We start from the raw sequence: 22,375 nt of genomic DNA, 5'->3' as shown, positions 1-22,375 counted from the left end.
TGAGGGCTTCTGGTCTTCACCTTTTTATCTTGTTGCTCAACACTTCGCAGCACCTGGACAAGATCTGCATTTCTATTTGACCCGCGCGACAAATCCCGGCAAAGGCTTCCCCCATGACCGAGAAAAAGCCCGAAAAAAAGAAATCCCGCCAGCAAGTCTACACTTTGCTTGTCCAAATCGGTCGCAAAGACGGTGACGGGCTGCCCGAAAATGCAACCGGCGCGGCGCTTATGGTCTATGCCTCTGGCGTTGATGAGGCCGAAGCGGTGCGCGAAACGGTCGCGATCCTAAAACAAGCGGATACCGCGCCGCTTGATGTCACCGGATATGGCACTTTGGCCGAACGGGAAGCCGAGGGTCACGAGATCAGTGACGAAGAGCGCGATCTGATGGCACGCGCGCTGGAAGAAAACGCGGTTATTGTCGCCCAGATGACACCGTTTTTTGACGACGGCACATCGGACACGGTGCACTAGGCCCCGTTTTAGTTCAGGCGACCAAACCACTTTTTATAGATCGCATCATAGGTGCCGTCTTCGCGCATTTCCAAAAGCGCCCGGTTCACTTCTTCTTTCAGAGGCGAGCCCTGCGGCAACGCGATCCCATAGCTTTCTTGCAGGAAGATCTGATCGATGGTGCGGCCAAAACCGTGACCTTCGTGGCTGGTGTAATAATCAAGCACCGGCGCATCGAAGACCACGATACGAATATTGCCGTCTTCGAAAGCAGCAAGCATGTCGTTCAAGTCGGTAAAGCCGCGATAGTCCACTTCACGCCGATCCAAGAACCCAGCTGCGGTGGATCCAGACAGCGTCCCCACCTGTTTGCCATAAAGGTCATTGACGGAATTCACATTGCCGCTGATCGCTTCTACCGTCATCACCGCCGTGATTTTGGCGACAAAGACCGACACGATAAACAGCGATGAAATCACCAGAAACACGCCAAACACCCGGCCAATCGGCGTGCGTGGAACGCGTTCCTCAAACCCGCCGTTTACCACCAGATTGAGCGCCCACCAGAACGACGGGAACCAGGCTTCTTTCAAAGGGCGGTCAAAATAGGGCTGCGCGCGCCGTTCGACGGTCCACATCAACATGCCGCCTCCCGCCAAAAGCAAGAAAGCCACGCCGATCGCAATCGCCAGTTCGGTGGAAAAAAGCGCCCGAAACAGAGAGGGTTCTTTCATATCGTCGGCGGCGACCATGATCTTTAACCCGCTTTCGAAAATCGGGTGGCTGAAATCCATGGTTTGCTCGCGCGATGCGGTAACCGAGATATTGGCTGCAGCCATATCGGCCGTTCCATCCACCACATCGATCAACATTTGGGGAAAACTGTCGACACGCCGAAATTCTACGTTTTGCCCAAGCCGGTTGGCCAGAGCCTCCACCAGATTGACGGTGAAACCGTCGTCTTTTCCGTCTTCTTCCATCGAAAACGGCGGGCGTGTCACCGTATTCACCGTCAACACCTGTCCCCAGGCTGTCCCCGCTAAATTCACGAGAACAAGAAACATGATCGACCGTAGAAAGAACAAAGAAGACCTCATGGGCAAGTTGTCATCCGGCGAATGCTTAGGCTGGGATGGGCGTTCAGGCAAGAAATTAAGCCTTGTGAGCAGCAGTAAAGCCACGATCGCCGCCTATCTGAACGTACATATTCCATGCGACCTTACGTAAGCTGGGCGCTTTGTTGGCAAGCATGCGTGGATCAATCGGATGGCCGTGACAGCAACGCCCCTTCAAAGCCACGCAGCACAGGTCGAACCGCAAGACCGTATCCATTGCCGGTTGACGGATCCAGCTCGGGGAAAATCGTGCAGATTTCATCGAGCACCTCGGGGTCGAACAGCGCATGTGTTTGATCACCGGGCAGATAGCTTTCGCTGGGGACCCCTTCGGAGAAGACGATTTGGTGATCGTCAAACATCATATGCACATATGTCACCCACGCGCCCGGTTGGCGGGTTATCGTGGCATCATTCACCAGCGCCTGTGCGGACACCAGAACCTCGTCTTCGCCAAATAACAATGCGGTTGACGCATCCGACCGTAGCACCCGGTGCTGTGGCGACAGCCAAAGATCGCGCTGATTGCCAATGGCGCCTTGTGAAATACGAATGGGCGCCATCCGACCGCTTGCCGGAACGGTACGCTGACCGATCCAACGAATGGGCTGGTCGCCATTGTCGCGCGTTCGCACCCAATCGCCCACGGCCAGGGTTTCCACCAATCTCTCACCACTGGGGGTGGCAATTCTGGTGCCTGCAACAAAGCACGGGATTGAGCTCGCCTCGACAATGCCCACATCGCTGTTGGTGCCGTCGGACACTGTGTAGGTAAAGGTGAAATCCTCGGCATCCCCGTCGCCCAACAGCGTCAGCGTGCCATCTTCGTTCAGCTGAACCTCCTGACCGGTGCCAAGGGTGATCACGTCGTCAACGGCCACTTCCTGGCCGTTGATGTGGGTGATGGTCAGCGTGCCAGAGTTGCCGCTTTCATCATTGGCCAACACGTCAACCGTCTTACTCTCATCCGGTCGCACATGGACAACGTCCTGGTTGGCGATCAGCGTGGTCTGCACAGAATCCGCGGCAATCAACAGGCTACTGTCGAACGAGGAATCGGCCACATCGGCAATCCCAATACGGATCGAGTTTATTTCACCTGGATTGACGTCCACCTTCAGCGAAAGTGTGATCGTCAGCCCGTCCATCTCGGTGTTGAAATCACTGTCTGAGTTATCGAGGTAGAGGTTCTGGTTGGCACCATCGTTGATATTGCCCGGATCCGTGTCGCCGGTGCCAAACCCCAACTCGACAAATTCATCGTTCACCCAAACGCCGACAAAATCCTGAAAGACCGAGCCCTGAAATTCGGGATACTCCTCTGACGCAAAGACAAATTGCATCGTGAGGGTATCGCCGGTCGGAATGAACTCCACATCCAGATAGGATGCATCAAAGGTGCGCGTGCCGGCGGCTGCGTTAAAATCGCTCTGATCAGTTTCGCCGTCTGTGTTTGTCGTTCGGGAATTTGACTGGTTGGCGTCGCCCGTTGAATTGGTGTAGTCCGCCGCGCGACCGGTCGAGAAGATGACGCCCGTGTCCGAAGGGGTTGCGTCGAACGCACGTGCATCGCCACCGGAATAGATCGCCGAAGACAGCGGATCACCCGTATAGGTCGCGGTTTCGACAGAGACGCCATCGCCAAAGATCGTCGCAGCAAGCTGTTCTGCCGTTGCTGACGTGTCGTAATTGAGTTCTGACGCTGCAACCATCTGTTCGCCTTTGCGTGCCTCTCGCCGTGACGGCAAGTTGAGTTTCAACAAGGCAAAAGCAAACCGAGCCGCAAGCGGTTCAGATCGTCTGAGCAACGCAAAAACAATGCGTCACGACGTGTCTCAAATTTGGATGTTGGCCCGGTTTGTCCGGTTTTCCAACTGCTCTGTCGCCCTGCCTCGGGTCTAATTAACCATTAGTTAACCAAACTTAATTTGTGAGTCAGCCGCCTTCCTGAAACCTGTTGATTTGCGCTGTTTTTTGGCCACAGCTATACCGAGAGCGTCATTTGCACCCCACGACATTCCGGGGTAGGCCACACCATATAAAATTGCAGGAGGCTAACGTGCCCACTATTGACCCCGTGGAATTGACCGCTGATCTGATCCGATGCCAATCCGTGACCCCTGTTGAGGGCGGCGCGCTTGTCTTGTTGGAGCGCCTGCTGAGCGATGCAGGGTTTGAATGCACGCGCGCGGATCGTGGAGAAATCAGCAACCTCTTTGCACGTTGGGGTGCCAAGGGGCATGAAAAAACCTTTGGTTTCAATGGCCACACGGATGTTGTCCCGATCGGTGACGCCTCCGCATGGACCGTGGATCCATTTGGAGCAGAGGTCAAAGACGGCATCCTTTATGGGCGCGGGTCGACTGACATGAAGTCAGGCGTTGCAGCCTTTGCCGCCGCCGCTATCGACTTTGTCACGAACACGCCCCCCAATGGCGCGGTTGTCCTGACCATCACCGGCGACGAAGAAGGCGATGCAACCGACGGGACCACGGCCTTGCTGGATTATATGGACACTGCTGGTGAACAGATGACGGTTTGTCTGGTTGGCGAACCCACCTGCCCCAACCAGATGGGTGACATGATCAAGATCGGCCGACGTGGCTCAATGACCGCTTGGTTTACGGTCACCGGCGTTCAGGGTCACTCTGCCTATCCCCATCGCGCCAATAACCCGCTGAACGCCATGGTACGTCTGATGGATCGTCTGGCAAGCCATCAGCTGGACAAAGGCACCGAACATTTCGACCCGTCCACTTTGGCCGTTGTCACCGTGGATACCGGCAACCCTGCGACGAATGTCATTCCAGCCCAGGCAACGTCGGCTGTGAACATCCGGTTTAACGACACCCACACCGGCGCGTCACTGTCGGACTGGCTGCAGAGCGAAGCCAACAAAATCTGCGAAGAGTTTGGCGTGACCATCGACACCAAGATCAAAATCTCTGGCGAAAGCTTCCTGACCCAACCCGGACCGCTGTCCACATTGGTCGCAGGCGCGGTTGAGGCTGAAACAGGCGTGCGCCCAGAACTGTCAACCACAGGCGGCACATCTGACGCGCGGTTTGTGAAAAACCACTGTCCAGTTGTTGAATTCGGCCTTGTCGGGAAAACAATGCATCAGGTGGATGAACACGTTGAAATCGACCATATCAAACAGCTGAAATCGATCTATTCGAAAATCCTTGCGGATTATTTTGCATGACGGTTTCGATAGAAGTTGTCGCCGACCCCAGCCCCTGTCTTGCGTTGCGGATGGAGGTTTTTGTCCACGAACAAGGGGTGCCAGTCGAAGACGAGCTGGACACGTTGGACGACCATGCGGTGCATATTTTGGCACGCGACGGGTCCACGCCGATTGGGACCGCACGTGTGGTCATCCAAGGCGACACCGCCAAGATCGGCCGGGTCTGCATCGTCAAATCCGCCCGTGGGACTGGGCTTGGCAAGGAATTGATGCAGTTTGCCCTGGACCTGGTCACGGGCAAGTCGGACGTCAAACGCGCCAAACTGGGAGCTCAAACTTACGCGATTGGCTTTTATGAAGGCTTGGGTTTTGCTCCCTTTGGCCCCATCTACGACGACGGTGGAATCCCCCACCGCGACATGGTGAAAGAGCTAAAATGAACAAGACTCTGGTCGTCATGATCAAGGAACCGCGCCCGGGCCGGGTAAAAACTCGCTTGGGCCGGGATATTGGTTTGGTTTCTTCGGCGTGGTGGTTTCGGCATCATTCCGCAGATTTGTTGCGTCGTCTACGAGATCCGCGCTGGCGCATCATCTTGGCAACCGCGCCGGATACTGCCGTGTCCTCCCGTGTGTGGCCAGCGGATCTGGACCGGATCACACAGGGGACCGGTGATCTGGGCCAACGGATGACGCGGATGTTGAAATCGGCGGCCAAAACCGGGCCGGTTTGTTTGATTGGCGCCGACATCCCGGGCATCCAACGCGCGCATATTGCACGGGCTTTTGGCGCGCTGGGGGATCATGACGCGGTGTTTGGACCGGCCCCGGATGGCGGCTTTTGGCTGGTGGGTGCGCGCCATCCCAAACGATTGCCACGCGGCGCTTTTGCTGGCGCACGCTGGTCGAGCATCTATGCATTGTCTGACTCACTGGACACGCTGCACGGGCAGCGGATTGCATTGGTCGATACATTGGCAGATGTGGACACCGTCGAAGATCTGCGCGCTGTGCAAGGCTGACCACGCGTTTTTGCTCATGACCTTGTCATCTGGCCGTGATAGGCCGGGTGTATGAGCTCTATTCCCAGCAAGGCCGAGATCCTCGATTGGATCACCGCCCACCCGACCCAGACTTCCAAACGCGATATTGCCAAGGCCTTTGGCATCAAAGGATCCGACAGGATCGATTTGAAACGCGTGCTCAAAGAGCTGGAAGCGGAAGGGCATCTGGAAAAACGCAAGAAAACCTACCGGGATCCGGACCGTCTGCCACCTGTCAGCGTGCTGGTTGTCAAAGAGCCGAACGAAGACGGTGACCTGTTTGCCCAGCCGATGGAATGGCACGGCGAAGGCGAAGAGCCCCGCGTTCTGGTTATTCCACGCGCATCAGACCCGGCCCTTGGCAAGGGCGACCGCATTCTGGGTCGGCTGACGCAAGTCAAAGGCGAAGACCATCACTATGAAGCGCGGCTGATCCGCAGAATTGGAACCAATCCCAAACGCGTTCTGGGCATCTTTCGAGAAAGTTCAGAGGGCGGTCGCATTGTGCCCATCGACAAGGCCAGCAGCCAAGAATGGGTTGTCGCGACTGACGCGGTAATGGGTGCCAAGGACGGCGAGTTGGTCGAGGCGGAACAAGCCGGTCCCAAAGGCCGGATGGGATTGCCGCGCGCACGTGTGGTCGAGCGGCTCGGCGATCCATCTGCACCAAAATCCGTGTCGCTGATTGCGATCCATCAACACGGCATTCCCGATCATTTCCCGGACAAGGTGGTTGCCGAAGCGGATCAAGCCAAGCCTATGGGGCTGAACGGACGCCAAGACCTGCGCGATATGCCGCTGGTGACCATCGACCCGCCCGACGCGCGTGACCACGATGACGCCTGTTATGCCCATGCGGATGATGATCCGAAAAACCCCGGCGGACATGTGGTCTGGGTCGCGATTGCCGATGTGGCAGCCTATGTAAAGTCCGGCTCAAACCTGGACCGCGAAGCTCGCAAGCGCGGCAACTCCAGCTATTTCCCCGACCGCGTTGTGCCGATGTTGCCGGATCGTTTGTCCGGTGATCTCTGTTCTCTGCACGAGGGCGTGCCGCGCGCCTGTATTGCTGTGCGCATGCAGATCGATGTGGATGGCAATAAGATCGGCCACCGTTTTGTGCGGGGTCTGATGCGCTCTGCCGCCTCGCTCCATTACGCCGAAGTGCAAGAGGCCTTTGATGGGCAACCCAATGAAAAGACCGCGCCTTTTGTAGAAGACGTGATCAAGCCGATCTACGCCGCCTACGCCGCTTTGGTGAACGCACGCAAAGCGCGTCAACCGCTTGATCTGGATCTACCCGAGCGAAAAATCATCCTGGATGACGACGGTCAGGTCGCCTCGGTCGCGTTCCGGGACCGGTTGGATGCGCATAAACTGATCGAAGAATTCATGGTCTTGGCCAATGTCGCGGCTGCGGAAACCCTGATCAAGAAACGCTCGCCGCAGCTGTTCCGGGTGCACGAGGAACCGGCCGAAGCAAAGCTGGAAGCGCTGCGGGAAACCGCCAAATCCGCAGGCTTCGCACTGGCAAAAGGGCAAGTGTTGCAGACCCGGCACCTGAACGCGTTGCTAAATGCCGCCGCCGGGACCGACGATGCCGAAGTGATCAATATCAGCACGCTGAGATCGATGCAGCAGGCCTATTACAACGCTGAGAACTTTGGCCACTTTGGGCTGGCACTGCGCAATTACGCGCATTTCACCTCACCTATCCGTCGATATGCCGATTTGATCGTGCACCGCTCACTGATCTCCAGCCACGGCTGGGGGGATGACGGTTTGACGCCGGACGATATCGAACGGCTCGACGACACTGCGCAACATATCTCAGATACCGAGCGCCGCTCAATGGTCGCTGAACGGGACACAACCGACCGTTATCTTGCGTCCTATCTGTCAGAACGGGTGGGCAACGAGTTTGTGGGTCGTATCAGTGGCGTTGCACGTTTTGGTATCTTTGTGAAACTCGAAGAGACTGGCGCCGACGGTCTGGTCCCGGTGCGCACCATCGGGCGCGAGTTCTTTCATTTCGACGCCGAAGCCGGAACCCTTATGGGCGTCGATACTGGCCTGACCCTTTCGGTTGGGCTGCCGGTTACGGTCCGCTTGGCACAAGCTGCGCCGGTGACCGGCGGGCTTGAGCTGGAACTTCTGACGCTCGAAGGTGCGGCAATGCCAAAGGGTGGCAGTGGACGGCCCGGGCGCGGTCGACGCAGCCCCGCAGGGCGCGCACCAAAGCGCAAAGCCGCCAAGGCAAAGATCAAGAACGACAAGGTCAAACGCAAGGTGATACGCAAACGCAAATGATCTGCCGTTACCGGGGCGTAAAATCGCATGCAACCGAACGCGCGACTCATGGCCGATGATGGGTATTTTCCAATGAGAAGTCTTTTTTGCATGTCTGACCCGCGCTAGGCTGAAAACGAGCAGATGTTTTTGAGGTGCTAAATGATGAAGTTGGTATCAACCACTGCAATTTTAATCGCACTGGGCACATCCGGAATGGCGTCTCCGGAAATCTCTTTGAGGCCCCTGTCGCGTCCCGTTTCCAGCGACAATGTTGTGTTGTCCTCTGTCGAAGCGCTGCGCCCGACCGCCCGGTCCACCGTTGATCTGACGCAGACTGCGACCCCGGCAGCGGCCAATGCCGGGTTTCAGAACTGGATCGGTGGTTTTCAGAGACGGGCGCAAAATCAGGGCATCAGCAAACGCACCCTGAACCGCGCCTTTAGCGGCATAAGCTATGACACCGAGGTCATCCGCAGAGATCGCAACCAATCGGAATTTACCAAAACGATTTGGGAATACCTCGACAGTGCGGCCTCAGATTCGCGGATCAAGAACGGCAAGGCCGCCTTGCGCGAACATCGCCGCACGTTGGAACGGATAGAGGCGCATTACGGCGTGCCCAAAGAAGTCGTGACAGCTGTCTGGGGACTGGAAAGCGCTTATGGCACTTACAAAGGGAGTATGGATATTGTCCAATCCTTGGCCACGCTTGCATATGACGGGCGCCGTGGACGGTTTTTTGAAGCACAGCTCATTGCGGCGCTGAAAATCCTGCAAGCGGGCGATGTCGCTCCGCGCAAGATGACCGGTAGCTGGGCCGGCGCGATGGGGCACACGCAATTTATCCCAACGTCCTATCTGGCTTACGCCGTGGATTTCACCGGCGACGGCAAACGGGACATCTGGTCGGAAGATCCCACCGATGCGCTGGCCTCAACCGCGGCCTATCTGGCCAAATTCGGCTGGGTCAAAGGGCAGCCTTGGGGTGTCGAAGTGCAGCTTCCACGCAATTTCAACTTCTCGCTGGCCAACCGGAAAATCAAAAAGTCGCCCGCCGACTGGGCCAAGCTTGGGGTCAAAGGCGTCGATGGACGTAATGTTCCTAATTACGGCAGCGCCTCTATCCTGCTTCCCGCTGGCGGTCAGGGCGCGGCCTTTATGATCTTCAAGAACTTCTCGGTCATCGAACGGTACAACGCGGCTGATGCCTATGTGATTGGGGTTGGTCATCTGTCGGACCGCATCAACGGAGCCGGCCCGATCAAAGCCAATTGGCCCCGTGGTGATCGCGCGTTGAGCTTTAAGGAACGTCAAGAGATGCAGCGCCTGCTCACGCGGGCAGGTTTCAGCACCCAAGGGGTCGATGGCAAAATCGGTCCAAATACGATCGCCGCTGTCCGTGCATTCCAAGCGTCACAAGGGCTGGTCCAGGACGGGTATCCGTCGCTGAGCCTGTTGAAACGGCTTCAGTAAATCAAAAAAGGCCCCGAATGCGGGGCCTTTTTCATGTTGAATTTCCAAACCTTACTGCGGGCTCATACCGCGCAGGCGTTCTGAACGACGGCGCAACAGCTCGACTGTGGTCAAAAGCGCGATGGAGATCAGAACCAGGATCGTCGCAACCGACAGGATGGCCGGGCTGATCTGCTCGCGGATACCATTCCACATCTGGCGCGGGATTGTTTGCTCGTCCAAGCCACCAACAAAGAGCACCACAACCACCTCGTCAAAAGACGTGACAAAGGCAAAGAGCGCGCCGGAGACAACACCCGGCAGGATCAGCGGCATCTGTACCCGCATAAAGGTGGTCACCGGATCAGCACCAAGGCTGGCGGATGCACGCGTCAGGGAGTGATCGAACCCGACCAAAGTGGCCGTCACGGTGATGATCACAAAGGGGATGCCAAGCGTGGCATGCGCCAGAATGACGCCCAGGTAAGGAATGCCCCAGTTCTGAATGCCGATCGAGGAGTAAAAGAAGAACAGGCCGGTGGCGACGATGATAATCGGAACGATCATCGGCGAAATCAGGATCGCCATGATGATCCGACGTCCCGGCATCTCGGGACGGGACAGACCCAGCGCCGCAATGGTGCCAAGGCCCGTGGCCAGAACGGTCGAGAACAGCCCGATAATGACCGAGTTTTTGGCGGCGTTGATCCAGGCCGCATTTGTCCAGGTATCCGTCCACCAGCTCCAGCCACGTGGCGCTTCGGGATCTGTCATGCCGAAGGTCAGCAGCAGGTCATACCAGCGAGTGGAAAACCCTGTTGGATCCAGTTTCAACATCTTCTCGGTAAAGGTGAAATACGGCTCTGCGTTGAAGCTGAGCGGAATAACAACCAGAATCGGAGCGATCAGGAACAGGAAGATCAGCGTACAGATCACCAAATAGGTGTAGTGCCAAATCCGTTCGAGGCGCGACGCATGTGTTGGAAGTGCCATGTCAGTTACCCCAGCTTCAGATTGTCGATGCCCACCAGCCGGTCATAGAGCCAGTAGAGCAGCAGAATGCCACCCAGCAGCAGCGCAGCCAGAGCCGCGGCCAAAGACCAGTTGAGGGAGTTTTGCATGTGGAAGGCGATGAGGTTTGAGATCAGCTGACCATCCGCACCACCCACAAGCGCGGGGGTGATGTAATACCCAACCGCCAGGATGAAGACCAATAGCGCGCCAGCACCGATACCGGGCACCGTTTGCGGGAAGTAAACCCGACGGAACGCGGTCCAGCTGGTCGCACCAAGGGAACGCGCGGCCCGGACATATGACGGGTTGATCGGGCGCATCACCGAGTAGAGCGGCAAAACCATGAACGGCAACAGAATATGGGTCATGGCGATCAACGTACCCGCCTGATTGTACATCATTTCCAACCGGTTATCATCGGCAAGGATGCCGGTGCTGACCAAAGCGTCATTCACCACACCCTGGCTTTGCAACAGCACCATCCAGCTGGTGGTCCGCACCAGAAGGGACGTCCAGAACGGCAACAACACCAGGATCATCAGCAGGTTCGACTTGGCCAAGGGTAGGGTCGCCAGCAAATGGGCAATTGGATAGGCAAGGATAAACGTCATAAAGGTGATGACGATCGACAAGAACAGGGTCCGCTGGAACAGCTTTACATACACCTGCCGGTTCTCGTTCACTGGGGTGACATTGCCGTCTGCATCTTTGGTGCGGTCCAATGCAGCAAGGTAGAAATTCGCGGTATAGGATGAGCTTGCATCACGCATGACGCGCCACAGGTCCGGATCCAGCCAGTCTTCGTCCAGATCAACAATGGCTTCCTTGAAGGGCGCTTCTAACCGTTGAGCACGCCGCGCTGCCTTGGTGAACATGGAGCGTGAGCCAGACCGTTCATAGTTGATCCGCGTCCCCGCCTGACCCGCTGCCTTGACCTCACGCAGGACCACCAAATCAGCCGCGAGCGCCGCAAAGGCCGCCTCACCGGGTTCGGTTCCCAATTCGTTTTGGTCAAACCACTGCGACAGGTTTGCCATAATGCGCGTGCGCTCACCACTTGCGACGTCTTCATGCCAAGTGAAACCTTCATTGTGCACCGAACGGTGCAGCATCTGCCCAATGGGCATCACAAAGGTCAAAAGAATAAAAGCCAAGAGCGGCGCTACCAATAGGAATGCGCGTCGGCGGGCATGTGATTGGGCACGTATAAGCGCTTGTTTCAACGGCTTTCCATCGGCCGTTGTCAGCTGTTCTGGCATCGTGTCGGCCATTGCAGCTGGTGACAGAGTAGCATCACTCATTTGGGTTACACCTTCTCCCCGGAAGTGGGCCGGGCCTTATAATGTGGCCCGGTCCCAAAAGCTTGCGTATCTCAGCAGTGCTGAGAGGCTGGATTAGTTAGCCAGCCAAGCGTTGAAGCGCTCGTTCAGCTCGGTGTCTTTGTCGACCCAGAACTCAAAATCGTTTACCAGCGCGTTGCCAAGGTTGGCTTCTGCGGTTGGCATGTGAGGCGCCATTTCGGTGGAACCGTCAGAGAAGATACCCACAAGATCGCCAGAGGATTTACGGGCTGGCCCGTAGGAGATCCAAGACGCCTGATCGGCCAAACGCTGAGTATCTGTCGAGAAGGCGATGAAATCCATTGCTGCTTCTTTGTTGGGTGCACCTTTTGGTACAACAAAGAGGTCGAAGTCCAGGATTTGACCATCCCAAACCACTTCCAGCGGCTGGCTCTCGGCGATGGCCGCGTTGAAGATACGACCGTTATAAGCAGTGGACATCACAACTTCGCCATCGGCCAACAGTTGCGGCGGCTGGGCACCAGCTTCCCACCAAACGATGTCGTCTTTGATCTTGTCCAGAACCGCGAATGCGCGATCAACACCTTCATCGGTGTCCAAAACGTCATAGACTTCTTCTGACGCAACGCCATCCGCCATCAAAGCCATTTCCAAAGTCGCCTTGGCAGATTTACGCAGGCCGCGCTTGCCAGGGATCTTGGTTGTGTCAAAGAAGTCGCTGATGGTGGTTGGCGCGTCCGACACGTTCTCGGTGTTGTACGCAAAAACAGTCGACCACACGATGTTTGCAACCGCACAATCCTGCAGCGCACCATCGATAAAGTCGTCTTCGGCCGGAGTGCCATCAGGCGCCGACGGCAGGATCGAGAGGTCGATCTCTTCCAGCAGACCTTCGTCGCACAGACGCACGGCGTCAGAGAATTCTACGTCCGCAACGTCGATCGAAACATTGCCTGCTTCTACCTGCGCTTTGATCGGAGTTGCAGGGTTGCCCGCGTCTACAGAGACGATCTTGATGCCGGTCTCTTCGGTAAATGGCTTGTGGTAGGCTTCTACCTGGCTCTTGGTGTAAGCGCCGCCCCAGGACATAACAGTAACTTCCTGAGCGAAGGTTGCGCCCGCGGCTGTGGTCAGTGCGGTCGCAAGAAGTGCAGTTTTGACTTTCATGTAGTAACTCCCAAGTGAAGCCCGTTTTATTGTTGGTGTTCTGCGGCCCGGGCGTGGATCTCCGCCGACTTTGAAAATTGCGTATCAGGCGTCGAGCGCGTGACAGTCTTCGGGCATCCAACCGATCTCGATTTGCTGTCCCGCTTGCAGGCGCACTTGATCTGGTGCGTTCCGCGTCTTGATGATGAATTCCTCGTTTCCGGCCACTTTCAGACGGGTCCGGAAAATGTCGCCCATATAAATGAACTCAAGCACTTCGGCTTTGATGGTATGCGCGCCCTCTTGCATCCGGTCTTTGTTGTACTCGACCCGCTCTGGGCGGATGGAAACGCGGGCCCGTTCGCCGGGTTTGTACACATTCACTGGCTTGCAACGGATGACTTCGCCGTCGTCCAGCTGAACCAATGCCTGATTGCCAGTGATCTCTTTGATCGTGCCTTCCATCGTGTTGTTCTCACCGATGAACTGGGCGACGAAGCTGTTGACGGGGGCTTCATACAGCTCATTTGGCGGGGCCAACTGCTGAATGCGTCCATCGTTGAACACGGCAACCCGGTCTGACATCGTCAGCGCTTCGGTCTGATCGTGGGTGACGTAAACGGTTGTGATGCCGAGATTGTGCGCCAGGCGCGTGATCTCAAACTGCATCTTTTCGCGCAGTTGTTTGTCCAAGGCGCCGAGCGGTTCGTCCATCAACACCAGCTCCGGCTCAAACACCAGGGCACGGGCCAGGGCGATACGCTGCTGTTGGCCACCAGACAGTTGCGAGGGGCGGCGCCCGCCAAAGGCACCCATTTCAACCATATCAAGCGCACGTTTGACCTTTTGTTCCCGCTCGGATTTGCCCATGCCGCGCACTTCCAACGGGAAGCTCAGGTTTTCGGCGATGGTCATATGCGGAAACAGAGCGTAGTTCTGGAACACCATGCCAATGCCGCGTTTGTGCGGTGGGATATGGTTGATCGACACCCCATCCAGGCGGATGTCGCCGTGGGTTGCCGTCTCAAATCCCGCCAACATCATAAGGCAGGTGGTTTTCCCCGAACCTGATGGGCCAAGCATCGTCAAGAATTCACCCCTAGGGAGAGTGAGGTTCAGATCTTTAACGACCAAGTTCTCGCCGTCATAGCTCTTTTGGACGCGTTCGAATTCCACGAACGCGTTGTTACGAGATGAATTGGCCAATGGAGGCTCCCCATTTTTATGTTTATCGGCGACTGTCTGTCACTCTTTTCACTCACCATACATTTATGCCGAAAGAGGGCAAGCGCATGTCCGTCAAAGAAGAGCGCGGCAGATTTCGCCGGGTCTGTTTTGACGTGAGGGTAAAAGAGCTTTCCTGTGAGGAAAAGGACATTTTGCGGCATATCGAGATTACTTTGCGGCACGTTTTAACGCACCTCCGTCGAAAACCCCTTAATCATAACGGTTTCGAAGGACGAATCGAATGACGCAAAAGCGCACCCGAGGGTGCGCTTTGGTATAATATTGAGCAGAATGTGGCCGACGTCAGGCGCTTTGCAACAACCCGTCTTCCTTCAGTTGGGCGTAGCACTCATCCAAAGATGTCCGTGCGCACGCAATCAAAAGGTCAATTTCTTCAGGTTTAATCACCAATGGCGGTGAAATAATCATCCGATCGCCAACATGTCGCATCACGAGATTATTGGCAAAACACCGCTCGCGGCAGATGTACCCAACAGTACCCGTATCAGCTGCAAACACCGCGCGCGTTTCTTTGTTCGGCGTCAAGGCGATGGAGCCCATCATCCCAACAATCTTGGCTTCTCCCACCAACGGGTGGTCCTGCAAACCTTCCCACTGTTCCTTCAGGTATGGGGCGGCCACGTTTTGAACATGGCCGATGACGTCTTCTTCTTCGAGGATCCGCAGGTTTTCCAATGCAACCGCCGCTGCAACCGGGTGACCGGAATAGGTGTAGCCGTGATTGAACTCACCCGTCGCAATCACCGACGCAACCTCGTCACTGACAATAGAACCACCGATCGGCGCGTATCCCGAGCTCAGCCCCTTGGCGATGGTCATAATGTCTGGACGAATGTTCACGGTTTGCGAACCAAACCATTCTCCAGTGCGACCAAAGCCACAAATCACCTCATCGGCAATCAGAAGAATTTCGTATTTGTCGCAGATGCGTTGAACCTCTGGCCAATAGCTCTCTGGGGCGACGATAACGCCACCGGCCCCCTGAATTGGCTCGGCGATGAACGCTGCGACGCGATCTTCGCCGAGTTCCAGGATCGCCTTTTCCAGTTCTTGCGCCTTGGCAAGGCCAAACGCTTCTGGAGAGGTGTCGCCGCCTTCGGCCCACCAGTTTGGCTGGTTGATATGGTGGATGTCCGGAATCGGCATGCCACCTTGTTCGTGCATTCCGGTCATCCCGCCCAGGGAACCCGACGCAACAGTGGATCCGTGGTATGCGTTTTTGCGGCTGATGACGATGGACTTGGACGGCTTACCCTTGAGCGCCCAATAGTGACGCACCATGCGCAGGTTTGTGTCGTTGGCCTCTGACCCCGACCCGGCAAAGAACACGTTGTTCAAATCGCCCGGTGCAAGTTCCGCGATTTTCTGCGCCAGCTCGATAGCGGGCCGGTGGGTCGTCTGAAAAAACGTATTGTAATAGGGAAGCTCGCGCATCTGACGCGCGGCGACATCCGCCAGTTCGTCACGGCCGTAGCCGATATTGACGCACCACAATCCTGCCATCGCGTCCAGGATTTGGTTCCCCTCGCTGTCGGTCAGCGTGACGCCATCGGCGCGGGTGATAACGCGCGCGCCCTTTTGGGCCAATTCGCCATTACAGGTAAAAGGATGCATGTGGTGCGCAGCGTCCAGCGCTTGCAGCTCCTCGGTGGGCATGTGGTTTGTAATCGTCGACATGGAGCAACTCCCAATTCAAAGTTACCGCCAGAATATGATCAAATTATTCTTTGTCAATCGAATCAACTTCCCGCGACAACCCATGGCGGATCTGTTCCATCCCCTGCTTCACGTCCCGCTCCATCGCCAGGGCAGCCAATTCACCGTCCCGACGGCGCATGGCCTCCAGAATATCCTTGTGACGGTCTGGAAAATTCCCGGCGTCCAATTGCCCGCAAACGACCCGCATCGACGGTCCGAACCGAAGCCAAACCCGTTCGGCAATATCGGTCAAAACTGGCGCGTTTGCATGGCGGTACAGCTCTGCGTGAAATTGATAGTTATGAACCAAGTAGTTATGGATATCCTCGGCCAAAAGTGCCTTGTCCAATGCCGCGTCGATCTCTGCCAGACGGTTCACGCCAGCATCCGAAATGTTACTAGCAGCTCGATTCGCCAGCTCACATTCAATTGATTTCCTTATAAAAACCATTTGATCTATGTCGTCAGGCGACAAAGAAGGGACAGAAACCCTTCGGTTGCCCTGGAAGACCAATGCGCCTTCAGAAATCATCCTGCGGATTGCTTCCCGGACGGGCGTCATTCCGACACCGAGCGTTTCCACCAAACCCTGAATTGTCACAGCCTGGCCTGGTGCCAGCTCTCCAAACAGCACTTTCTCACGCAAGCGTTGATAGACCACCTCATGGGTGGGGCGTTTTTCACTTGTATCTGCTGTCTGCATGTCTTGCAAAACTGGGGCGGTCACTGTTCCGCGTCCTCCTATATTTTTGGCAGAATGCACCAAGAAATGATCGCTGGAAACACAAACATGTTGCGATCATATCGAAACTTGATCAAATTATCACCACCGGACGAGGAAGCCGGTCTCAATTGGGAGTGTCAAAATGACCACTAAACTATTCACACTGACGACCGTCGCCGCGCTGAGTGCCGCTGCAGTCACAGCCGAAGAAGTTCGAGTTTACAATTGGTCCGACTACATTGACGAGTCGCTGTTGACCAAATTCGAAGAAGAGACCGGCATCAAGCTCATCTATGATGTCTTTGACAGCAACGAAGTTCTGGAGACAAAGATGTTGGCCGGTGGATCCGGTTATGACGTTGTTGTCCCAACCGGTTCGTTCCTGGCGCGCCAAATTCAAGCCGGTGCGTTCCAAAAGCTGGACCAATCCAAACTGGCCAACGCGGAAAACATGTGGGACGCCATCGAAGCGCGGACCTCGCTGTATGATCCCGGCAACGAATATTCCGTCAACTACATGTGGGGCACAACCGGTCTGGGTGTGAACACAGGCAAGGTCGCCGAAGCGCTTGGTGCAGATGCGCCCGTCGATTCCCTGTCGCTGGTGTTTGATCCTGCAAACATGGAAAAACTGGCGGAATGCGGCGTCTATTTCCTGGACGCGCCTGACGAAATGATCCCGGCTGCACTGAAATACATCGGTGAAGACCCCAACAGCGCAGATGCTGATGTTGTTGCCAAAGCCGAAGATGTGCTGACAGCGATCCGTCCCTACATCAAAAAATTCCACAGCTCGGAATACATCAACGCCCTCGCCAACGGCGAAATCTGCGTTGCATTTGGTTGGTCCGGCGACATCCTGCAGGCGCGTGACCGTGCCGCAGAAGCTGAGAATGGCGTAGAAATCGCATACAACCCGCCAAAAGAAGGCGCGCTGATGTGGTTCGACCAAATGGCGATCCCAGTAGACGCTCCAAACCCTGAAGCCGCGCATACATTCCTGAACTTCATCATGGATGCGCACAACATGGCGGCGGCGTCGAACTACGTCTACTACGCCAATGGCAACAAGGCGAGCCAGGAGTTCCTGGTCGAAGACGTGATCGGTGATCCAGCGATCTACCCGAACGAAGAAACCGTCAAAAACCTCTACATCAAAGAGGCTTACCCGGCCAAGGTTCAGCGTATCGCGACACGTCTGTGGACCAAAGTGAAGTCCGGCACCTAAGCCGTTTTTACCATCCAAAATCAGCCAGGGCGTCCACATGCCCTGGCTTCTGGTGACTGATCATCTGCATCTTGCACGTGGATGGCATTCGAACTCTGTCCACGATTTCCAAGAGGTTTAGCGTGTCCAATACAGTCTTTGCGCCGTGGGATGATCCATCAGAGCGCCCACTGATCAAATTCCAAAACGTCACCAAACGGTTTGGCACTTTCACAGCCATCGACGATCTGACCGTGGAGATCTTTGAACGAGAGTTCTTTGCATTGCTGGGCCCGTCAGGCTGCGGCAAGACCACATTGATGCGCATGCTTGCAGGTTTTGAAACGCCCACCGAAGGGGCGATCGACCTTGCTGGTCAGAACATTGCCATGGTCCCGCCAAACCTGCGGTCAGTGAATATGATGTTCCAATCCTATGCGTTGTTTCCGCACCTGAGCATTTGGGACAATATTGCCTTTGGCTTGCGTCGCGAACGTATGCCCAAGGATCAGATCAACGAACGCGTTTCCGAAATGTTGCGCCTGACCCATCTGGAAAAATTCGCGCGCCGCAAGCCGCATCAGATTTCGGGCGGTCAACGCCAGCGCGTTGCCTTGGCACGCTCTCTGGCCAAAGCGCCGAAACTGTTGCTGTTGGATGAACCCCTTGGAGCGCTGGATAAAAAGCTGCGCCAAGAAACCCAGTTCGAACTGATGGATATTCAGGAAAAAACCGGGACCACCTTTGTCATTGTGACCCACGACCAGGAAGAAGCGATGACGGTTGCGTCGCGGGTGGCCGTAATGGATCACGGCAAAATCATTCAAATCGCCACGCCCGACAAGATCTATGAGGAACCAAACTCGGTCTATGTCGCGGATTTCATTGGCGATGTGAACATCATCCCTGGCACGGCAACCCCGAGTGGCGACGACACATTTGCCATTCAATGGAGCGAAGAGACCGCGCCGTTGACGGCCAAATCAGCAATTCCGTTCGCGCTTGATGAAACCTGTCATCTCGCCATTCGTCCAGAAAAAGTCGCGATCACTGCGGATAAACCGGATGATGCCACCAATGCAGTCCAGGGCAAGATCTTGGACATCGCCTATCTGGGCAACAGCTCGACCTACCACGTCGAGCTGACAAACGGCGCGGTGATCAAAGCGCAGACCGCAAATACCCGCCGCATTTCGCGTCGTGCATTCACATGGGAAGACACTGTCTGGCTGTCCTGGACCGCCACGGCAGGCGTGCTTTTGGCAAGCTGATGCAGCGCTTTTTCCTCGTATTTATCCCGTATATCTGGCTGGTTGCGCTTTTTCTGATCCCATTTGCGATGGTGCTGAAAATCGCGCTGTCCGACATCGCGATCGCAATTCCACCCTATGTTCCAAAATTTGACTGGGCCGAAGGCATCCGGGCGTTCCTTGCGCAGCTGGATCTGGAGAACTTCATCTGGCTCACCCAGGACGATCTGTACTGGAAAGCCTACATCAGTTCGTTGCGCATCGCAGTTTTCTCAACCCTGTGCACGCTGCTGATTGGCTACCCGATCGCCTACGCTATGGCGCGCGCGCCGTCCGAATGGCGTCCGACGTTGATGATGTTGGTCATTTTGCCGTTCTGGACCAGCTTTCTGATCCGCGTCTATGCTTGGATGGGGATCCTGTCGAACGAAGGCATCCTCAACCAATTCCTCCTGTGGACGGGGGTGATCTCTGATCCTCTGGTGATTTTGAACACCAATACCGCTGTCTATATCGGCATCGTCTACACGTATCTGCCGTTTATGATCCTGCCCATCTACTCCGCGCTGGAACGTTTGGACACCTCCCTGATCGAGGCGGCCGAAGATTTGGGCTGTTCCCGCATCTCCGCGTTTTGGCTGGTGACCATCCCTTTGTCGAAAACCGGTATCATCGCGGGTAGCTTCCTCGTCTTCATCCCCACCCTCGGCGAATTTGTCATCCCATCCCTGCTGGGCGGGTCTGATACGTTGATGATTGGTAAAGTCCTCTGGGAGGAGTTCTTCTCCAACCGTGACTGGCCGGTCGCATCAGCCGTAGCGGTCATCCTGCTTTTGTTGCTGGTGGTGCCCATCGTCTTGTTCCAACGCAATCAGCAAAAGCAGCAGGAGGCGGAACAATGACCCGGATGAGCTGGTTTAACACGGTCTCCCTGACGCTTGGCTTTGCGTTTCTTTACATCCCGATCGTGATCTTGGTGATCTACAGCTTCAACGAAAGCAAACTTGTCACGGTTTGGGCCGGGTTCTCCACCAAATGGTATGGCGAGTTGTTGCGCAATGATGCCTTTCTGAATGCGGCCTGGGTCACCATCAAAGTGGCTGTAGTTTCTTCGACCTTTGCCACCGTTCTGGGCACAATGGCGGCTTATGTCATGGTGCGCGGCGGGCGATTCTTTGGCCGGACGCTGTTTTCTGGGATGATCTACGCACCGCTGGTCATGCCCGAAGTCATCACCGGTCTGTCGCTGCTGCTTCTCTTCATCGGCATTGGGCTGGACCGCGGTGTTCTCACGATCATCCTGGCGCATACGACTTTCTCCATGTGCTACGTCTCGGTTGTCGTATCCTCACGGTTGGTGACGTTTGACCGCTCGATCGAAGAAGCCGCGCTGGATCTAGGCTGCACCCCGTCCGAGGCGTTCCGCCTGGTGACCCTTCCCATTATCGCGCCAGCCGTGATTTCGGGCTGGCTGCTCGCCTTCACCTTGTCGTTGGATGACCTGGTGATTGCATCCTTCACCTCGGGCCCTGCAGCAACCACATTGCCGATCAAGATCTTTTCCGCCGTGCGATTGGGCGTCAGCCCAGAGATCAATGCCCTGTCGACCATTATGATCGCCATTGTGGCAACGGGCGTCATTACAACATCGCTCATCAGCAAACGACAGGTGGTCCGCCAACGACGCGAGGAACAAGAGGCCGAAAGAAGCTGATGCGCCGGATCTATCCGGACTACGCTTACGGGAATGGGCCGCGCGACAACTGCTGGTGGGATGAAACCATCTCGGCACCGGCGTGGCCCGTTTTTGAGGGATCCCACACCGCAGAGGTTGCGATTATTGGCGGTGGATTTACCGGTGTGTCTGCGGCCCTCCACTTGGCTGAGGCCGGTGTTGATGTGGCCCTTTTTGAGGCCGAAACACCCGGCTGGGGGGCGTCAGGGCGCAATGGCGGGTTCTGCTGTCTGGGTGGCGCAAAGCTGGGCCATGCCACGATGGTCCGGCGTCACGGCGGATCGGCCGCACAATGTGACGCAGACAGTGAAGTGCAGGCAGTCGCCCTTGCCCGCGATCTGATTGACCGACACAGCATTCAGGCAGACATACATTCAAAGGGAGAGACCCTCCTGGCCCATTCCCCGCGCGCCATGGCAGAGCTGCGCAAGCAGGCGCACGCCGCAGATGATGGTGTGTCGCTGTTCGAGCAAAACGAATTGGCCGCTTTGGGTTTGGCGGGGCCATTTTTCGGAGCCCTGACAACGCCCGTTGGCTTTGGACTAAACCCGCGAAAGTTCCTGTTCGGTCTGGCCGCCGCGCTCAAACCGCCAAAGCTCGACTGTTTCAAAAAAGCCCGGTTGCCAGGATCAAACAGACGCCGAATGGCTTTGAACTGCGCACCAACACCAGTTCGCTGCGCGCAAAACGCGTGGTCATTGCGACCAACGGTTATTCCAGCGAAGATATCCCCGATTGGTTGCGTGGGCGGGACCTGCCTAGTCAGTCGACCGTTCTGGTCACGCGCCCACTGACCAACGGCGAGCTTCAGGCGCAGGGTTGGACCAGCAACCAAATGGCTTAGGACACCCGCCACCTGCTGCACTATTTTCGTCTGATGCCGGACCGTCGGTTCCTGTTTGGAATGCGCGGTGGCCTGATGTCTTCACCAACCACCGAACAGCACATCCGGCGTCAATTGGTTCACCACTTTCATCGCCTTTTTCCTGCTTGGAAGACCGTTGAGATCATCAACACATGGTCCAGTTTGGTCGGTATGAGGGCCGGTTTGGTGCACTTTATCGGCGCGGTGCCCGATTTCCCTGGACTCTTTTCAGGGCTGAATTACCACTGGAATGGCGTGGCCATGGGGACCTACGCGGGCCGCTTGTTAGCCGACCTGGTGCAAGGGAAAACACCGGACCTGCCCTCTTCACCCATCGTGCAAAACGCAACTACTTGTTCAGTCCCGGCATCTGGTGGATCGGGTCGATGATGAATTGATCTGGCTCGGAAGTCCAGATTTTGCAGATGTTTTCGCAGGGCGTGAGGCTGCTGCGCGTTTTGTGTCTGCGGGCAAGGGTGTCGGCAGCCATGAAGTCGCCGAGATGTGTTCGTGGCTGTCGTAGTGGTCTCGCTTCACTGTCGCCTCCTTGATCGTGCGGTTCATCCGCTCGACCTGGCCGTTGGTCCAGGGATGGTTCGGCTTGGTCAGTCGATGCTCAATCCCGCCTGCCCATTGTTCTTGTA

General features: G+C 56.2%; 18 protein-coding genes and 2 pseudogenes. 11 read left to right on the top strand and 9 right to left on the bottom strand.

Annotation, left to right across the window (positions count from 1 at the left end; genetic code table 11):
* The first annotated feature begins 113 nt into the window (after nucleotides 1-113).
* A complete protein-coding gene (locus KMP13_RS04830) occupies nucleotides 114-476 on the top strand; it encodes a hypothetical protein (RefSeq protein WP_215264428.1) in 363 nt (120 codons plus the stop codon).
* Nucleotides 477-484: 8 nt separating this feature from the next.
* On the opposite strand, the gene KMP13_RS04825 is transcribed toward KMP13_RS04830, so the two are convergent.
* Both KMP13_RS04825 and KMP13_RS04820 read right to left on the bottom strand, forming a co-directional pair.
* Nucleotides 485-1,552 carry a transporter substrate-binding domain-containing protein gene (locus KMP13_RS04825; RefSeq protein ID WP_215264427.1) on the bottom strand — a complete coding sequence of 356 codons (1,068 nt, stop codon included), beginning with the start codon at nucleotides 1,550-1,552 and terminating at the stop codon, nucleotides 485-487.
* Between the two features lie 161 nt (nucleotides 1,553-1,713).
* Nucleotides 1,714-3,282 (bottom strand): Hint domain-containing protein, encoded by a 1,569-nt coding sequence (locus KMP13_RS04820; RefSeq protein WP_215264426.1) that lies wholly within the window; start codon nucleotides 3,280-3,282, stop codon nucleotides 1,714-1,716.
* Nucleotides 3,283-3,629: 347 nt separating this feature from the next.
* Here KMP13_RS04820 and dapE point away from each other — a divergent pair, with 347 nt between their 5' ends.
* From dapE to KMP13_RS04795, 5 genes are all read left to right on the top strand, one after another.
* Nucleotides 3,630-4,775, top strand: a complete 1,146-nt coding sequence (dapE, locus tag KMP13_RS04815) for a succinyl-diaminopimelate desuccinylase (protein WP_215264425.1) — start codon at nucleotides 3,630-3,632, stop codon at nucleotides 4,773-4,775.
* Nucleotides 4,772-5,197: a GNAT family N-acetyltransferase gene (locus tag KMP13_RS04810; RefSeq protein ID WP_215264424.1), complete on the top strand. Its 426-nt coding sequence runs from the start codon at nucleotides 4,772-4,774 to the stop codon at nucleotides 5,195-5,197. Before dapE ends, KMP13_RS04810 begins: the two co-directional genes overlap by 4 nt.
* Nucleotides 5,194-5,778: a TIGR04282 family arsenosugar biosynthesis glycosyltransferase gene (locus tag KMP13_RS04805; RefSeq protein WP_215264423.1), complete on the top strand. Its 585-nt coding sequence runs from the start codon at nucleotides 5,194-5,196 to the stop codon at nucleotides 5,776-5,778. The genes KMP13_RS04810 and KMP13_RS04805 overlap by 4 nt, the downstream gene beginning before the upstream one ends.
* 51 nt (nucleotides 5,779-5,829) lie before the next feature.
* Complete coding sequence (gene rnr / locus KMP13_RS04800; RefSeq protein ID WP_215264422.1) at nucleotides 5,830-8,109, top strand: ribonuclease R; 2,280 nt, start codon at nucleotides 5,830-5,832, stop codon at nucleotides 8,107-8,109.
* 141 nt (nucleotides 8,110-8,250) lie between these two features.
* Nucleotides 8,251-9,564 carry a lytic murein transglycosylase gene (locus tag KMP13_RS04795; protein ID WP_215264421.1) on the top strand — a complete coding sequence of 438 codons (1,314 nt, stop codon included), beginning with the start codon at nucleotides 8,251-8,253 and terminating at the stop codon, nucleotides 9,562-9,564.
* A gap of 51 nt (nucleotides 9,565-9,615) precedes the next feature.
* Here KMP13_RS04795 and KMP13_RS04790 read toward each other — a convergent pair whose 3' ends face one another.
* From KMP13_RS04790 to KMP13_RS04765, 6 genes are all read right to left on the bottom strand, one after another.
* Nucleotides 9,616-10,536 carry an ABC transporter permease gene (locus KMP13_RS04790; protein WP_215264420.1) on the bottom strand — a complete coding sequence of 307 codons (921 nt, stop codon included), beginning with the start codon at nucleotides 10,534-10,536 and terminating at the stop codon, nucleotides 9,616-9,618.
* 5 nt (nucleotides 10,537-10,541) lie between these two features.
* Nucleotides 10,542-11,858, bottom strand: coding sequence for an ABC transporter permease (locus tag KMP13_RS04785; protein WP_215264419.1), 1,317 nt, complete (start codon nucleotides 11,856-11,858; stop codon nucleotides 10,542-10,544).
* Between the two features lie 93 nt (nucleotides 11,859-11,951).
* Nucleotides 11,952-13,025 (bottom strand): ABC transporter substrate-binding protein, encoded by a 1,074-nt coding sequence (locus KMP13_RS04780; protein ID WP_215264418.1) that lies wholly within the window; start codon nucleotides 13,023-13,025, stop codon nucleotides 11,952-11,954.
* Nucleotides 13,026-13,109: 84 nt separating this feature from the next.
* Nucleotides 13,110-14,210, bottom strand: coding sequence for an ABC transporter ATP-binding protein (locus tag KMP13_RS04775; protein WP_215264417.1), 1,101 nt, complete (start codon nucleotides 14,208-14,210; stop codon nucleotides 13,110-13,112).
* Between the two features lie 324 nt (nucleotides 14,211-14,534).
* Nucleotides 14,535-15,929: an aspartate aminotransferase family protein gene (locus tag KMP13_RS04770; protein ID WP_215264416.1), complete on the bottom strand. Its 1,395-nt coding sequence runs from the start codon at nucleotides 15,927-15,929 to the stop codon at nucleotides 14,535-14,537.
* 43 nt (nucleotides 15,930-15,972) lie between these two features.
* Entirely contained in the window at nucleotides 15,973-16,653 is a 681-nt protein-coding gene (locus KMP13_RS04765) for a GntR family transcriptional regulator (protein WP_215264670.1), read from the bottom strand.
* Between the two features lie 163 nt (nucleotides 16,654-16,816).
* Between KMP13_RS04765 and KMP13_RS04760 the strand changes: the two genes are divergently transcribed.
* The 5 genes and pseudogenes from KMP13_RS04760 (at nucleotide 16,817) to KMP13_RS04740 (ending at nucleotide 22,121) form a co-directional block, all read left to right on the top strand.
* Nucleotides 16,817-17,902, top strand: a complete 1,086-nt coding sequence (locus KMP13_RS04760) for a polyamine ABC transporter substrate-binding protein (protein ID WP_215264415.1) — start codon at nucleotides 16,817-16,819, stop codon at nucleotides 17,900-17,902.
* A 122-nt stretch (nucleotides 17,903-18,024) separates the two neighbouring features.
* Nucleotides 18,025-19,152: an ABC transporter ATP-binding protein gene (locus KMP13_RS04755; protein WP_215264414.1), complete on the top strand. Its 1,128-nt coding sequence runs from the start codon at nucleotides 18,025-18,027 to the stop codon at nucleotides 19,150-19,152.
* Complete coding sequence (locus tag KMP13_RS04750) at nucleotides 19,152-20,033, top strand: ABC transporter permease subunit (RefSeq protein ID WP_215264413.1); 882 nt, start codon at nucleotides 19,152-19,154, stop codon at nucleotides 20,031-20,033. The genes KMP13_RS04755 and KMP13_RS04750 overlap by 1 nt, the downstream gene beginning before the upstream one ends.
* Nucleotides 20,030-20,845: an ABC transporter permease gene (locus KMP13_RS04745; RefSeq protein WP_215264412.1), complete on the top strand. Its 816-nt coding sequence runs from the start codon at nucleotides 20,030-20,032 to the stop codon at nucleotides 20,843-20,845. The genes KMP13_RS04750 and KMP13_RS04745 overlap by 4 nt, the downstream gene beginning before the upstream one ends.
* Nucleotides 20,845-22,121, top strand: a pseudogene (locus tag KMP13_RS04740) (NAD(P)/FAD-dependent oxidoreductase). The gene KMP13_RS04745 and the pseudogene KMP13_RS04740 overlap by 1 nt, the downstream one beginning before the upstream one ends.
* Here KMP13_RS04740 and KMP13_RS04735 read toward each other — a convergent pair.
* A pseudogene (locus KMP13_RS04735) lies at nucleotides 22,081-22,375 on the bottom strand (integrase core domain-containing protein); the annotation flags it as partial. The pseudogenes KMP13_RS04740 and KMP13_RS04735 overlap by 41 nt on opposite strands.

It is taken from the genome of Epibacterium ulvae (assembly GCF_018678075.1).
Lineage (GTDB): Bacteria > Pseudomonadota > Alphaproteobacteria > Rhodobacterales > Rhodobacteraceae > Epibacterium > Epibacterium ulvae_A.
The sequence above is the reverse complement of the archived record's forward strand: the minus strand, read 5'-3'. Positions and strand labels throughout refer to the sequence as shown.